Raw genomic sequence first — 13,311 nt, 5'->3', positions numbered from 1 at the left:
GTTCGACCGCTCGACGGTCGTTCAACGCGCAACTCCCTTGCAGCGCACCGAACATGAGGTGCCGTCAAGATCACCCGGCTTCGTGTGTAAGGTCGGTGCCTACGACAACGGCGTCGGGGCTGGGGTGGGTCATGGGCAGTGGCAACGGCTTTCGGTACCGGGCCGAGCGGATCTCGCTCGGGGCGATGGCGGCGGCGGGCATCCTGGTCCTGGTCGCCGACCTCTTCGGCTGGCTGGACAAGATGGCGCCCGGCGGCACGCTCCCGAAGATCACGCTGCTGATCCTGAGCACGGTCACGCTCTTCCTCCTGATGGAGTTCGACCGCCTGAAGGTGCTCGACAACATCAACACCCAGATATCCGGCCTCACCCTCGACGGGCTGACCGGCGAGCTCCGGCGCCAGCACTACCTCGGCGTGACCCGGGTCCACCGGGTCTTCTCCGACGAGGAGTTCAAGAGGCTCCTGGGGGCCGCACGCCAGGACGTCTCCATCCTCCAGACCTGGATACCCAACCTGAGCCGCCTCGAAGGAGAGCTGGAGCGGGCCGTCACCGAGCGGAACGTCCAGGTGCGCATCCTGCTGCTGCACCCGAAGTCCGCCGTCGCGGACCTGCGCGACGAGGCCCTGCGCGCCACCCGCAGCTCCGTGGACGTCGGCGCGAGCCTGGACATCCTCAAGACGATCCACGACCGCCTCGCACCGGAGCTCCGGACCAGGCTCAGCGTCCGCGTCTACAACTCCCTGCCGTCGATCGCCGTCTACAAGGCCGACGAGCACTACCTGGTCAGCTCGTTCCTCCACGGGCAGCTGGCCATCGAATCCCCCCAGACCGAGATCGACGGATCCGACACCGTGATGGGCCGGCAGGTCCAGAAGGAACTGGACACCCTCTGGGGCATCGGCAGCGAGGTCGACCTCCGCGACCCGATGAGATCGATCGACCTCCACTGATCAGCAGAACGACCGGGAGACAAGAGAAGGGACACGGCCGTGCGCGACCTGGACAGGTTCGAGGACGAACTGATCGAGCAGTACGAGCGGCATCCGGTGCTCGCGGACATCACGCGGCTACCGGACCAGGAATTCGCCGAGATCCTGCTCCAGCGGCGCTTCCTCTCCCTCGCCTTCACCCCGGCCTACGACCTCGCCATCGACCTGCTGCAGGACGAGGCCGGGCTGCGGATCGCCCGGGTCATCCTCCGCGAGGAGTACCCCGACGGCCGCGGGCACACCCCCTCGCACCGCGAGGACATGACGTACGACATGGGCAGCCTCGGGATCCCCAGGTCCGCCATCGTCCGGTCCAGGCCGACCGCGGCGACGAGGCGCGCCATCGAGGACACCTTCGCCCTGATCGCCGACGCGGGCGGCCACGAACGCTCCGACCTGAAGCTGCTCACCATCCTGCGGTTCTGGGGCGAGATCCTGGTCTCCGTCGAGTACGGGCGGCTGTGGCAGCGCATGGGGCCACAGCTCACCGGCGACGGCGAGAACCGCTCGCGCTTCTACTACCCGCACCACGTGCACGACGCCAAGAAGCGTTCCCTGGAGAGCGTGTCCCTGCTGTCCACCACCCACTCCGACCGCCTGGGCACCCGGGTACGGGAGCTGCTCACCGGCGCGGACGACGAAGCGGCGGCCGCGGCCTGCTTCAGGGAGGCCGAGGAGCAGTCGCTCCGGCTCAAGACGGCCTTCTACGACCAGTTCCGGCACGCACCGGACCGGGTGCCCGTACCCCCACGCGGGTGAAACCCCCCGCCTCCGTGGGTCCGTACGCCCGGGCGGGGGCGGAGGCTCGGCATCGTGGCAGCGACCTCGTACCGCCGCCGTAGTCCCGGGAGGACCCCATGCTCGGCACCGACTTCACCACCGGATCACCCAACTGGCTCGACCTGGGGAGCCCCGACACCGAGGCGGCGGTCGCGTTCTACGGCGCCGTCCTCGGCTGGGACTTCGCCTCCGCCGGTCCCGAGGCGGGCGGCTACGGCTTCTTCCAGGTGGACGGGAAGACCGTCGCCGCGCTCGGACCGCTCACCGAGGAGGGGGCGACGTCCGCCTGGATGCAGCACTTCATGACCTCCGACATCCAGGCCACCACCGAGGCCGTCCGTGCCGCCGGCGGGCAGGTACGGATGGAGCCCGGGGACGTCATGGGCGAGGGATGGCTGGCCCACTACACCGACCCGCAGGGCGCCGAGTTCGCCTGCTGGCAGCCCGGGAAGACCGCCGGACTCCAGCTGACGTCCGCCCCGAACTCGCTGGTCTGGACGGAACTCCACGTCGGGGACCCCGCCGCCGACCTGGCCTTCTACACCGGCCTGTTCGGATGGCGCAGTGCCGAGATGCCCGCGCCCGGGATGACGTACCAGGTCCTGAGCACCGCCGACGGGGACCAGGAGGACGCCTCCTTCGGCGGGATCGCCCCGCACATGGGCGGCGAGGGCGACCGGGCGCGCTGGACGCCGTACTTCCACGTGACGGACGTCGACGCCACCGTCGCGGTGGCCAGGGCGAACGGCGGGTCGGTCGTCATGCCGGCCACCGACCTCCCGGACGTCGGCCGGATCGCCTGGCTGGCCGACCCGGCCGGAGCGGTGTTCGCGCTGCTCAAGCCCGACCCGCAGATGTAGGACGGATTCAGCGGCCGAGGTACTTGGGCGTGCGGCGCTCCACGAAGCTCGCCACCCCCTCGTTCGCGTCGGCCGTGGTCATGTTGATCTCCTGAGCGGTGGCCTCGGCGGCCAGCGCGGCCGCCCGGTCGCCGTCCAGGGAGGCGTTGACCAGCTGCTTGGTCATGGCGAGCGCCCGGGTGGGTCCCTGCGCGAGCCGCTCGGCCCACGCGCGGACGGTCGCCTCCAGCTCCTCGGCGGGCACCACCCGGTTGACCAGGCCCAGGCGCTCGGCCTCGGCCGCCGGGACGGCGTCGCCGAAGAACATCAGCTCCTTGGCCTTCTGCGGGCCCACCAGCCGCGGCAACAGGTACGCGCCCCCGCCGTCGGGGACCAGCCCGCGGCGGACGAACACCTCGATGAAGCGGGCCGGTTCGGCGGCGATGACGAGGTCGCAGGCGAGGGCGAGATGGGCGCCGATACCGGCGGCCGTGCCGTTGACGGCGGCGAGGACCGGCTTCTCGCAGTCGAGCACGGCGGTGATCAGGCGCTGCGCGCCGAGGCGGATCATGCGGGCGACGTCACCGGCGATGCGCTCGCCGGCGGCGGCTCCGCCCGGGCTGCCGCGCAGGTCGGCGCCCGCGCAGAAGCCCTTGCCGGTGGCGGTGATGACGACGGCCCGCACGGCGGGGTCGGCGGAGGCCTCGGCAAGCAGTGCGATGACGCGCTCGCGCTGGTCCCAGGTGACGGCGTTCATCGCCTCGGGGCGGTTGAGGGTGATCCAGGCGACGCCGTTGTCGATGCGGTGGAGGACTTCGTCCTCGGGGGTGCCGGTCATGGGCGGGCTTCCGTTCGTGTGGGGTGCGGGGGCGCCGCTCAACGGCAGATGGCGAGGGCGTCCAGGGCCACCGCCCCCTGGCCCCGGGGGAGGACCATCAGGGGGTTGATGTCCAGCTCGGAGAGCTCGTCGCCCAGTTCGAGGGCCATCCGCTGGATGCGCAGGACGACCTCCACCAGGGCGTCCACATCGGCCGGGGGCGCCCCCCGTACGCCCTCCAGCAGCGCGTGCCCGCGCAGTTCCCTCAGCATGGCCCGCGCCTGGTCCTCGCCGAACGGCGGGACACGGACCGCCGCGTCGTGGAGCACCTCCACCAGGACCCCGCCCAGTCCCACCGTCACGGTCGGGCCGAAGAGGTCGTCCTGGGTGACGCCGACGACCATCTCCACGCCCCGCTCCACCATCTGGCAGACGAGGATCCCGTCGAGCGGCACGTTCTCGTAGCGTGCGATGTCGGTCAGCTCCCGGTACGCGTCGCGGATCTGGCTCGCCGAGGTCAGGCCGATCTTCACCAGGCCGAGCTCCGTCTTGTGCCCGAGCTGCGGTCCCGAGGCCTTCATCACCACCGGGTAGCCGACCAGCCCGGCCGCGCGGACGGCCGCCGCCGCGCTCGTCACCAGCTGTTCGCGGGGGACCCGTATCCCGTAGGCGCGCAGGAGCTGCTTTGCCGCGTGCTCGCTGAGCTGCTGGGACGGCCGCATGAGGGCCTGCGCCTTGCGGTACGAGGGCGAGGGCGTCCGCGGTGCGTCCTCGAAGGGGGAGCGGTATCCGGTGGTGAAGCGGTGGTGGCCGAGGTAGGCGCGTACGGCGGTGATGCAGTTGCCGAAGGTACGGAAGGTGGCCACGCGGGAGGAGCCGAGGAGGGTGGTGCGGTAGGCCTCCTCGGTGCCGACGGGGGAGCCCCAGATCACGCAGATCAGCTTGTCGCTCTGCTCGGCCGCGTCCACCAGGTCCTGCGCGAGCCGGTCGCTCATGGGCGGGAAGGGGCCGGTGATCGGACAGATCAGGACGCCGACCGCGGGGTCGGCGAGGATCGCGTCGATGATCTTCCGGCCGCGCCAGTCGCCGACCGGGTGGCCGCCGTTGTCGACGGGGTTGGCGACGTTCAGGTACTCCGGGATCCACTGGTGGAGCTCGTCCTGCTTGGCCCGCGAGAGGGCGGGCAGGGTCAGGCCCGCCTCCGTGGCCAGGTCGGAGAAGTGCGCCCCGGTGCCGCCGGAGATGGAGTAGACGACGACGCCTTCGGCCTTGGGCCTGCGGGCCCGGGCGAGCAGCGCGGCGGTGTCCTGGAGCTCGTCGAGACCGTCGACGCGGATGACGCCGAACTGGCGCATGGCGGCGTCCACGACGGTGTCGGCGCCGGTCAGCTTCCCGGTGTGGGAGGCTGCCATGCGCGCGCCGGTCTCGGTGCGGCCGACCTTGACGGCGACGACGGGGACCCCGTTGCGCGCGGCCCGGTCGGCGGCGAGCAGGAAGGACCGGCCGTCCTTCAGGCCCTCCACGTAGCAGGCGATGGCCCCGACCTCGGGCTGCTCGGCGAAGTAGGAGATGAAGTCGGAGGTCTCCAGGTCCGCCTCGTTGCCGGTGGGCGCCCAGTGGGAGAGCCGGATGCCCAGCTCCTGGAGGGTGTAGACGGGCCGGCCCTGGTGGCCGGACTGGGTGATCAGGGCGATCGCCGGGCCGTCGAGGTCCTCGCGGAACTCCTCGAAGGCGTTGAGGTTGGTGTTGGGGCCCAGCAGGCGCAGGCCCGAGCGCCGGACGGCGGCGCCGAGCCGCTCCTGGGCGGCGGCGCCCGCGTCGCCTGTCTCGGCGAAGCCGGAGGCGAAGGCGACGGCGAACTTGACCTTGGTCTCGGCCAGTTCCTCGATGACGGGGAGCGGGTCGGCGACGAGGAGGACGGCGAGGTCCACCTGTTCGGGCAGGTCGGCCACGGAGGCGTGGCAGGTCAGCCCGAAGACGGTGGGGCGGGTGGGGTGTACCGGGTGGAGCCGGGCACCGACGCGCTCCGCCCAGGCGATGAGCTGGCGGGTGATGCCGGTGTTGGGCCGGCCCTCGGCGTCGGAGGCGCCGATGACGGCGACGGACTCGGGCCGGAAGAACCGGTCCAGGTCGGGCACGTCGGCGTGCAGCGGTCGTCCGCTGACGTCCAGGGGAACCGCGTCGTCGGGGGAGGGGGCCGCCGACGAATGGACGGCGGTCCGGGGGGATTCCCCGCAGGCCTCGACACGTGCGCGGAAGTCGGTGGTGAGGGTGCCGTGAGTAGATCCAAGCATCGTTGCCGCCCACTCCTGCTCGATGAACCTCGATGGAACTCAATAACTGACGTGTAGTCAGATTACTGAACTGACGTGCCGTCAGGAACAGGGCTGCGCAGGAAAGCTGTGGAGGTGGTGTGGTGAACGGTGACAGATTCCCGCGGAGCGGGTCCAGAGTGCACTTCCGGCCGAGATCACCCGCCCGCGGCCCGGGTCGGCACGCGCACCGTCCGCGGCCCTGGATGTCTGCCCGCGGCAGTGTGATCATCTACCGCATGACTGCTGTCCGAAAGGCCCATGCCGCGTAGGCGACCGAGCGCACTGCGCGCCGAACCGGCCCTGCCCCAGCCGATGTACACGGGTGCCGGTCACTGCGGGGGCTTCCGGCCGCTCCGACCGTGGCCCACCCGGATCGACCGGCTCTCCTCCCGGACGGTCGCCGCGATCCACCGCGAGGAGTGCCGGCGCCCGTACGACGAAGGGCTCTGGCCCGGGGCGACGGCAACGGCCCTCGCGACCTGCCGCTCCTTCCTCGCCCTTCCGGGCCGCTGGCTGTACCTGCGGCGGGACTACTGCGGCTGCGAGCACTGCGACCTCCGCAACGACATCGCCGTGGCCCGGGACCTCCTCGAACTGGTCGTCCACAGGCTGCCGCCCCGGCCGCGCCGGGAACTGGAGGCCCTGCTGGCCCGACTGGACGAGGAGCTGTGGCGCCGGACCGTGCCCGACCCGTTCGCCCACCGGCAGCCGCACCGCAGGGGGGCCTGGTGGCGCCGGCGCCTCTACGACCTGGACCACCTGCTGTGACCCGCCGAGGGGCGTCGGCGGGCACCGGCGGGTGCGGCGGGCGTCGACGGCGCCCCTCCGTGGTGCGGTGCGGGCGGCGGCTCAGCTGCCGGACGTCCGCCGGGCGACCGCCTTGGCGATCTTCTCCGCGTCCATGGCCATCTCCCGGAGCATCCCGCTGATGGGGTTGCTGAAGCCGGTGAAGTACAGGTCGCGGGCCTGCCCGGGGCTGCGGGCGCCGTGCGTACGGGGGCGGCCGCGCTCGTCGAGCACCCCGAGGTGTCCGACCAGCCCCTCCAGGGCCCGGCGGTAGCCGGTCGCCGCGATCACGGCGTCCGGGGCGATCCGCGAGCCGTCCGCGAGCACCACCTCGGCGCCGTCGAAGGACTCCACCGCGGCCACGGGCTCCACCTTGCCGCTGCGCACCGCGTCGATCAGACCGACGTCCTGAACCGGTATCGACCCCTGCTCGACCCTGCTGTACAGGCCGGTCGCGGGGCGCGGAAGCCCGTACGCCGACAGGTCCGGCACGGAGGCCCGTGCGACGAGCGCACCCAGCCGGTCCACGAGGCGTTTGGGCAGCCGGCGCACGAGGATCCCGCTGCGCTGGGCCGGCCAGCCGGCGGTGGAGCGGCGCAGGATGTGCGGCGCGGTGCGCACGGCGAGCCGCACGCGCGCCGCGCCGCCCTCGACGAGGTCGACGGCTATCTCGGCGCCGGTGTTGCCGACGCCGACGACGAGGACGTCCCGGCCGGCGTACGGCTGCGGGTTGCGGTAGTCGGCGGCGTGCAGCAGCCGGCCCTCGTACGTGTCCCGGCCCGGCCAGTCGGGGAGCGCGGGCGTGTGGTTGTAGCCGGTGGCGACGACGACGGCCGCGGCGGCCAGCTCGCGCCCACCGGTGGCGTGCAGGATCCAGCCGTCCCCCTCGGGAGCGGGCTCGATCCGGGTCACCTCGACGCCGGTGACCAGCTCGAGCTCGTGGAACTCGGCGTACTTCTCGAGGTAGCGCACGACGTCGTCGCGGCGGACCCAGCGCCCGAAGCGGCGCGGCATGGCCAGGCCCGGGAGGGCGGAGAGCCGGCGCGTGGTGTGCAGGCGCAGCCGGTCGTAGTGCCCCCGCCAGGACGAACCGACCGCGTCGGACTTCTCGATGACCACCGCACGGACCCCGCGGGCGCGCAGCGCGGCGGCCGCGGCGAGGCCGCCGGGGCCGGCCCCGATGACGTACACGGGGCGGGGCTGGGTGGTCATGTCGGGTGCTGTCGGGTCTCCGGGCATGAGGTGTGATCGTATCGCCACGCTGGGTTGATGGGTCTCGGTCGGGCGGGGAATCGATTGCGGATCGATCACGGCGTGCGGGCCGCCCGCGCAGGCCGCGCACCCGCGGGCGGCCGGACCCTTGCGCGATCGCTCCGGATCCGCTGAACTGACGTACCGTCAGATAGAGCGTGCGCGTCGATCGCGAGAGGGGTGGGGGCTGCCGATGCAGACCATCTGGCTCAGTGGGGCCGAATGGCTCGCCGTGCTCCGGATAGGCCTCGGCCTGTGGTGGCTGGAGAGCTGGCGGCACAAGGACAAGAAGGGCTGGTTCGAGCGGGGCACCGGCATCGCCTGGGCCGCCGACGTCGCCGGCAAACACCGCTGGACCTTCGTCAAGGGCGGCTTCGACCGCGTCGTCGCACCGCGGCCGAAGGTGATGGCGTACATCGTCGTCTACGCGGAACTCGCACTCGGGCTGGGGCTCGTACTCGGCTTCCTGACCCCGATCGCCCTGGTCGGCGGGCTCCTGCTGAACCTGCTCTACCTGGTGCTGATGATCCACGACTGGGCCGAGCAGGGGCAGAACGCGATGATGGCGCTCATCTCGCTCGTCGCGCTCCTCGCCATGTCCTGGCAGACCTGGTCCCTCGACGCGGCGATCGGACTGTTCCTTTGACCGGCACCGCGCGGTACGACCTCCCCGAGGCGGACGAGTTCACCCGGCCCTACTGGGACGCCGCAGCGGAGGGCCGGCTGCTGCTGCGGCGCTGCGCCGACTGCGGACGGGCGCACCACTACCCGCGCGAGTTCTGCCCGTTCTGCTGGGCGGGTGAGGACCGTGTGACCTGGGAGGCGGCGAGCGGCCGGGCGACCCTCTACACCTGGTCGGTGATCCACCGCAACGACCTCCCGCCGTTCGGAACGCGCGTCCCGTACACGGCGGCGGTCGTCGACCTGGCCGAGGGCCCGCGGATGATGACCGAGGTGGTGGACTCGGGGGCGGCGGACCTGCGCATCGGCATGCCGCTGACGGTCACCTTCCGCGAGGCGGCGGACGGCGTGTGGGTGGCGGTCTTCCGGCCGGCGCCGCCGGGGTGAGGTGCGGGCCGCCGCCGACGGTCAGGGCCAGAGCAGCTCGCGGTCCCAGGACCCGTCGGCGGTACGGAAGTACCGCAGGCGGACGTGCCTACGCGCGGCGTCCCCCTGGAAGAACTCCACCTCGACGGGCTCCAGTACGTACCGCGTCCAGGTCGGAGCAGGCGCATCGGGCTCGGCTCCGGCCCGCTCCCAGGAGGCCGCCGAGACCCGCGCCAGCTCCTCGAGGGAGCCGAGCACCTCGCTCTGCCGCCCCGTCAGCGCGGCGGCGAGCGCACCCCGCGAGCGGACCGCCAGGTCCGCCCGGCTCTCCTCGGGCCCGCAGGCGGTGACCCGGCCCCGGACGCGGACCTGGCGTCCCACGGACGGCCAGTAGAACCCGAGCGCGGCCTCCGGCCGCGCGGCCAGCTGCAGGCCCTTGGCGCTGGTGGCGTGCGAGGCGAAGTGCCAGCCGCGCGCATCGACGTCGTGCAGCATCAGGATCCGCACATCGGGCCGCCCGTCGCCGTCCACGGTCGCCAGACTCATGGTGTGCGGCTCCAGCTGCCCCGCGCGCGCGGCATGCACGAACCACTCCCGGAAGAGGGCCAGGGGCTCCCCGGGCGCGGTGTCGGTGTCGAACCCGGGGAGCGGGGAGTCCCACACGCGCAGGGAATGCAGGGTGGAGCGGAAGTCGTCAGGGGTGGCTTCGCTGGTCATGCGGCCTATGGAACAGCAGGGGCGGGGCGGCGGGCCAGTGGATTGGGGGCGGGGTCGGCTGGTGCGGCGGTGGCTTCGGGGCCGGCCCGACACGGAGAGACGATGAGACTGACGGGAAACCCCCATACGCATCTCTGACTCCCGACTGCTCGGCTCCCGCCGTCCCCGAAGCCCCCGCCCCACCAGCCGACCTCATCCACCGACCTCATCCACCGACCTCATCCGCCGCGCTCGCCCACCACCCCCGCCGAATAAATCTCCCGCCCCACCGATGAGTTGCCCGCGCCGCAGCAGTCATCACTACGACACGAACGACGCACCACCCGCCACCCACCACGCACCCGCCACGCACCCACCCCGAGGAGACCCGCCATGGCCGACACCGTCAAGGGCCCCGCCAGCTACTTCCCGTCCATCGAGAAGAAGTACGGACGTCCGATCGGGGAGTGGCAGGAGCTCATCCGGTCCTCGCCGCTGACCAAGCACATGGAGCTCGTCTCCTGGCTCAAGACGGAGCACGGCCTGGGGCACGGTCACGCCAACGCCCTCGTGGCCCACACCCTCGCCGAGGGGAAGTAGCGGACCCCGCCCCCCGGGCGGGGTCCGGTCACCCCCGCCCCAGCAGGATCGTTCCCGACGAGCAGAACCAGCCGCCCGTGCCCGAGGCCAGGGCGACCTGCGGGAGGCGGCCGCCGGGTTTGGTGACCTGGCCCGGGCCCGCCTCGCCGCGGAGCTGGCGGACCGCCTCCACGAGGAGGAACAGGCCGCGCATGCCGGGGTGGCAGGCCGACAGGCCGCCGCCGTCGGTGTTGACCGGGAGCTCCCCGTCGCGCAGCAGGCGGCCCTTCTCCACGAACGCCCCGCCCTCGCCCTTCGCGCAGAAGCCAAGGTCCTCCAGGGTCACCAGGGTCATGTAGGTGAAGGCGTCGTAGATCTCCGCGAGGTCCACGTCCGCCGGGGTGAGGCCGGCCCGCTCGAAGGCGATGCGGCCCGATACGGCCGCCGGGGACACCGTGAAGTCCTCCCACTCCGACATGGTGGTGTGGGATACGGACGTGCCCGCCCCCAGGATCCAGACGGGGGCCTTGGCGGTGTCCGGGACGTAGTCCTCCGCGGCCAGGAGCACCGCGCACCCGCCGTCCGAGCGGATGCAGCAGTGCAGCTTGGTGAAGGGGTCGGCGATCATGTCGCCGCCGAGCACGTCCTCGACGGTGATGGGGTCGCGGAACATGGCGTCCGGGTTCGTGGCCGCGTTCGCGCGGGCCTGTACGGCCACCGAGGCGAGCTGTTCCAGCGTCGTCCCGTACTCGTGCATGTGGCGGCGGGCGGCCATGGCGTACTTGGAGATCAGCGTGTGGCCGTACGGGACCTCGAACTGCAGCGGTCCCCGCGCTCCGAAGGAGAGGTTGGACGTGCGGCGCCGCGCCTTGATGTCCGCCCGGGCCGTGGATCCGTAGACCAGGAGCACGGCGTTGGCGTGCCCGGCGGCGATCGCGTCCGCCGCGTGGGCGGCCATGACCTCCCAGGTCGAGCCGCCCACGGAGGTGGAGTCGACCCAGGTGGGGCGCAGCCCCAGGTATTCGGCCACCTCGACCGGCGCGAGCGTGCCGAGGCCGGCCGAGGCGAAGCCGTCGATGACGGAGCGGTCCAGGCCGGAGTCGGCGAGGGCGCGCCGGGCGGCCTGTGCGTGCAGGGCGTAGGGGGTGGGGCCGTCGACCCGGCCGCAGTCCGAGAGGGCGACGCCGACCACCGCGACCCTCCGGCGGGGTTGGGACGTGGCTCCAGGTGTGAGTCCAGGCATGGGGGAACGGTATATCTGACGGCACGTCAGATGCTAGACCCCGCCCCGCGGCCCACCCCGCCTCTCCGCGCAACCCGCCCCCGTCGCCCCCTGTGCATCTGCTTCCGCCGGGCCTAACATGACGGCCCGTCAGATATTCCCCCAGCTGTTGCTGGGAGGTGCCCCCAGGAGGAGCCAGACGATGGATGCCGCCTTCACCGCGGAGCAGGACGAGATACGCCGGACCCTGCGCGAGATCCTGGGCAAACGCTGCGGCCCCGACGAGGTCAAGGCTGCCGTCCGTACCGCCGCCGGGCATGACCGTGAGCTGTGGCAGCAGCTTGCCCGGGAGCTCGGGCTGCCGGGCATCGCCGTCGCCGAGGAGTACGGAGGCGTCGGCTGCGGCCCCGCCGATCTGGCCCTGGCCTGCGAGGAGACCGGGCGGGCGCTGCTGCCCTCGCCGCTGCTGGCCACCGCCGCGCTGTGCGTGCCGCTGGTCACCGCCCTCGGTACGGGCGCCCAGCGCTCCGCGCTGCTCCCGCCGCTGGCGACGGGCGGGCTGACCGCCGCCCTCGCCGTCAGTGGCCCGGCGCTGGCCACCGCCCTCGCGCTGACCGGCGAGGACGCCTCCGGGCAGTGGTCCGGCGGCGGCCGCGCCGGCGGGGTCCAGGCCCGCGCCGACGCCGCCGGGGGCGGCTGGCGGCTGTACGGCGAGGCCGTTCAGGTGCTGGACGGGCACAGTGCCGGGCTGTTGCTGGTCGCCGCACACACCGGCGGCTTCGCGCGCAGCCGCACGCTGCTGTTCCTCGTGCGCGAGGACGCGCCCGGGCTCGTACGGACCCGGCAGGCCGTGCTCGACGAGACGCGCCCGCAGGCCAGGATAGAACTGCGCGACGTTCCGGCGGAGTTGCTCGGCGATGAAGGGGCCGATGTGCTCGGCGCCCTCGCGGCCACCGGGCGTACCGCCTCCGCCGTCCTGGCCGCCGAGGCGGTCGGCGCGGCCGGGCGGGCGCTCGCCAGGACCGTCGAGTACGTACGCCAGCGCGAGCAGTTCGGCCGGGCGATCGGGTCCTTCCAGGCGGTCAAGCACCGGCTCGCGGACCTGTACGTACAGGTACAGGCGGCCCGCTCGGCGGCCTACTACGCCGCCTGGGACCCGGATCAGGGCGGTCTCGCGCTCGCCCAGGCCCTGGAGGCCCTGCGGGTGACCGCGGGTGAGGCGATCCAGCTGCACGGCGGCATCGGCTTCACCTGGGAGCACGACGCGCACCTCTACTTCAAGCGGGCGGCGGCCGACGAGCTGCTGTTCGGCCCGGTCCACCGGCTGCGGGCGCACGCCGCCGACCGTGCGGGCCTGTTCGCGGATCCGGCCGCGGCCGCGCCGCAGCCGCAACGTCCCGCTTCGGCTGCGCCCACCCCCACACCCCCGCCCGCACAAGAGAAGGTGGCCGTCTGATGGCTCCCGGCGTCAAGCTGATGCAGAAGGTCTCCTCGACCATGCTCTTCGCCAAGATCGCGCCGCACTTCATCCCCGCCATGGACAAGGCGGTGCACAGGCTGACCCGCGGCAGGGTCATCCTCAGCGCCCAGATGCTGCCGGGCGTGATCCTCACGGCCAAGGGTGCCAGGACCGGGGAACCGCGCACGACCCCGCTCGCCTGCATGCCGGAGGACGGCGGCACGACGTGGATCCTGATCGGCTCCAACTTCGGCCGGCCCGGGCACCCGGCGTGGACCGGAAACCTGCTCAAGCACCCGGACGCGGACGTGAGTTGGCAAGGCCGGGACATCCCCGTCCGGGCCCGGCTGCTGGCGGGTGAGGAACGCGCGGAGGCGTGGCAGGCGGTGCTGAGGTTCTGGCCGCCGTACGCGACGTACCAGGCGCGCATCGAGCGCGAGATCCGGCTGTTCCGCCTGGAGCGTCGCTGATCGCAGGCGCGATCAGGCGTTGTCAGGTGTAGTCGGACGTTGTCTTGTGTGGTCGGGC

Annotated in this window: 14 protein-coding genes; 9 read left to right on the top strand and 5 right to left on the bottom strand. The window is 72.6% G+C overall.

Annotation, left to right across the window (positions count from 1 at the left end; all coding sequences use genetic code 11):
• Positions 1–131: 131 nt before the first annotated feature.
• The 3 genes from OG444_RS17285 to OG444_RS17275 all read left to right on the top strand — a co-directional run bounded on the left by OG444_RS17285 (position 132) and on the right by OG444_RS17275 (position 2,632).
• Complete coding sequence (locus OG444_RS17285; protein ID WP_327263034.1) at positions 132–953, top strand: hypothetical protein; 822 nt, start codon at positions 132–134, stop codon at positions 951–953.
• 39 nt (positions 954–992) lie between these two features.
• Positions 993–1,751, top strand: a complete 759-nt coding sequence (locus tag OG444_RS17280; RefSeq protein WP_327263033.1) for a hypothetical protein — start codon at positions 993–995, stop codon at positions 1,749–1,751.
• Positions 1,752–1,849: 98 nt separating this feature from the next.
• Positions 1,850–2,632 carry a VOC family protein gene (locus OG444_RS17275; RefSeq protein WP_327263032.1) on the top strand — a complete coding sequence of 261 codons (783 nt, stop codon included), beginning with the start codon at positions 1,850–1,852 and terminating at the stop codon, positions 2,630–2,632.
• A 7-nt stretch (positions 2,633–2,639) separates the two neighbouring features.
• Here the strand turns inward: OG444_RS17275 and OG444_RS17270 are convergent, their stop codons facing one another.
• Together OG444_RS17270 and OG444_RS17265 are read right to left on the bottom strand one after the other, a co-directional pair.
• Positions 2,640–3,449, bottom strand: coding sequence for an enoyl-CoA hydratase/isomerase family protein (locus OG444_RS17270; RefSeq protein ID WP_327263031.1), 810 nt, complete (start codon positions 3,447–3,449; stop codon positions 2,640–2,642).
• A gap of 38 nt (positions 3,450–3,487) precedes the next feature.
• Complete coding sequence (locus tag OG444_RS17265; protein ID WP_327263030.1) at positions 3,488–5,722, bottom strand: acetate--CoA ligase family protein; 2,235 nt, start codon at positions 5,720–5,722, stop codon at positions 3,488–3,490.
• Between the two features lie 279 nt (positions 5,723–6,001).
• On the opposite strand from OG444_RS17265, the gene OG444_RS17260 reads away from it, so the two are divergent.
• Positions 6,002–6,511: a hypothetical protein gene (locus tag OG444_RS17260; RefSeq protein ID WP_327263029.1), complete on the top strand. Its 510-nt coding sequence runs from the start codon at positions 6,002–6,004 to the stop codon at positions 6,509–6,511.
• 81 nt (positions 6,512–6,592) lie between these two features.
• On the opposite strand, the gene OG444_RS17255 is transcribed toward OG444_RS17260, so the two are convergent.
• Complete coding sequence (locus tag OG444_RS17255; RefSeq protein ID WP_327263028.1) at positions 6,593–7,768, bottom strand: flavin-containing monooxygenase; 1,176 nt, start codon at positions 7,766–7,768, stop codon at positions 6,593–6,595.
• Positions 7,769–7,973: 205 nt separating this feature from the next.
• On the opposite strand from OG444_RS17255, the gene OG444_RS17250 reads away from it, so the two are divergent.
• Both OG444_RS17250 and OG444_RS17245 read left to right on the top strand, forming a co-directional pair.
• Positions 7,974–8,426, top strand: a complete 453-nt coding sequence (locus OG444_RS17250) for a DoxX family membrane protein (RefSeq protein WP_327263027.1) — start codon at positions 7,974–7,976, stop codon at positions 8,424–8,426.
• Complete coding sequence (locus tag OG444_RS17245) at positions 8,423–8,848, top strand: Zn-ribbon domain-containing OB-fold protein (RefSeq protein ID WP_327263026.1); 426 nt, start codon at positions 8,423–8,425, stop codon at positions 8,846–8,848. Before OG444_RS17250 ends, OG444_RS17245 begins: the two co-directional genes overlap by 4 nt.
• Before the next feature lie 21 nt (positions 8,849–8,869).
• Here the strand turns inward: OG444_RS17245 and OG444_RS17240 are convergent, their stop codons facing one another.
• Positions 8,870–9,544, bottom strand: coding sequence for a pyridoxine/pyridoxamine 5'-phosphate oxidase (locus tag OG444_RS17240; RefSeq protein ID WP_327263025.1), 675 nt, complete (start codon positions 9,542–9,544; stop codon positions 8,870–8,872).
• A 372-nt stretch (positions 9,545–9,916) separates the two neighbouring features.
• Here OG444_RS17240 and OG444_RS17235 point away from each other — a divergent pair, with 372 nt between their 5' ends.
• On the top strand, positions 9,917–10,123 hold the full coding sequence (locus OG444_RS17235; protein WP_327263024.1) for a DUF4287 domain-containing protein: 207 nt from the start codon (positions 9,917–9,919) through the stop codon (positions 10,121–10,123).
• Between the two features lie 28 nt (positions 10,124–10,151).
• On the opposite strand, the gene OG444_RS17230 is transcribed toward OG444_RS17235, so the two are convergent.
• Positions 10,152–11,345, bottom strand: a complete 1,194-nt coding sequence (locus OG444_RS17230; protein ID WP_327263023.1) for a thiolase C-terminal domain-containing protein — start codon at positions 11,343–11,345, stop codon at positions 10,152–10,154.
• A gap of 181 nt (positions 11,346–11,526) precedes the next feature.
• On the opposite strand from OG444_RS17230, the gene OG444_RS17225 reads away from it, so the two are divergent.
• Positions 11,527–12,780: an acyl-CoA dehydrogenase family protein gene (locus OG444_RS17225; protein ID WP_327263022.1), complete on the top strand. Its 1,254-nt coding sequence runs from the start codon at positions 11,527–11,529 to the stop codon at positions 12,778–12,780.
• Positions 12,780–13,253 (top strand): nitroreductase family deazaflavin-dependent oxidoreductase, encoded by a 474-nt coding sequence (locus tag OG444_RS17220; protein WP_327263021.1) that lies wholly within the window; start codon positions 12,780–12,782, stop codon positions 13,251–13,253. The genes OG444_RS17225 and OG444_RS17220 overlap by 1 nt, the downstream gene beginning before the upstream one ends.
• Positions 13,254–13,311: the final 58 nt, after the last annotated feature.

It is taken from the genome of Streptomyces sp. NBC_01232 (assembly GCF_035989885.1).
GTDB lineage: Bacteria > Actinomycetota > Actinomycetes > Streptomycetales > Streptomycetaceae > Streptomyces.
Note: the sequence above shows the minus strand (reverse complement) of the source record. Positions and strands in the feature narration are given on the sequence as shown.

Coding starts and splice junctions, on each gene's coding strand:
- OG444_RS17265 (WP_327263030.1), bottom strand. CDS start 5,722: ATGCTTGGATCTACTCACGGCACCCTCACCACCGACTTCCGCGCACGT.
- OG444_RS17255 (WP_327263028.1), bottom strand. CDS start 7,768: ATGCCCGGAGACCCGACAGCACCCGACATGACCACCCAGCCCCGCCCC.
- OG444_RS17285 (WP_327263034.1), top strand. CDS start 132: ATGGGCAGTGGCAACGGCTTTCGGTACCGGGCCGAGCGGATCTCGCTC.
- OG444_RS17235 (WP_327263024.1), top strand. CDS start 9,917: ATGGCCGACACCGTCAAGGGCCCCGCCAGCTACTTCCCGTCCATCGAG.
- OG444_RS17260 (WP_327263029.1), top strand. CDS start 6,002: ATGCCGCGTAGGCGACCGAGCGCACTGCGCGCCGAACCGGCCCTGCCC.
- OG444_RS17240 (WP_327263025.1), bottom strand. CDS start 9,544: ATGACCAGCGAAGCCACCCCTGACGACTTCCGCTCCACCCTGCATTCC.
- OG444_RS17270 (WP_327263031.1), bottom strand. CDS start 3,449: ATGACCGGCACCCCCGAGGACGAAGTCCTCCACCGCATCGACAACGGC.
- OG444_RS17225 (WP_327263022.1), top strand. CDS start 11,527: ATGGATGCCGCCTTCACCGCGGAGCAGGACGAGATACGCCGGACCCTG.
- OG444_RS17250 (WP_327263027.1), top strand. CDS start 7,974: ATGCAGACCATCTGGCTCAGTGGGGCCGAATGGCTCGCCGTGCTCCGG.
- OG444_RS17275 (WP_327263032.1), top strand. CDS start 1,850: ATGCTCGGCACCGACTTCACCACCGGATCACCCAACTGGCTCGACCTG.
- OG444_RS17220 (WP_327263021.1), top strand. CDS start 12,780: ATGGCTCCCGGCGTCAAGCTGATGCAGAAGGTCTCCTCGACCATGCTC.
- OG444_RS17230 (WP_327263023.1), bottom strand. CDS start 11,345: ATGCCTGGACTCACACCTGGAGCCACGTCCCAACCCCGCCGGAGGGTC.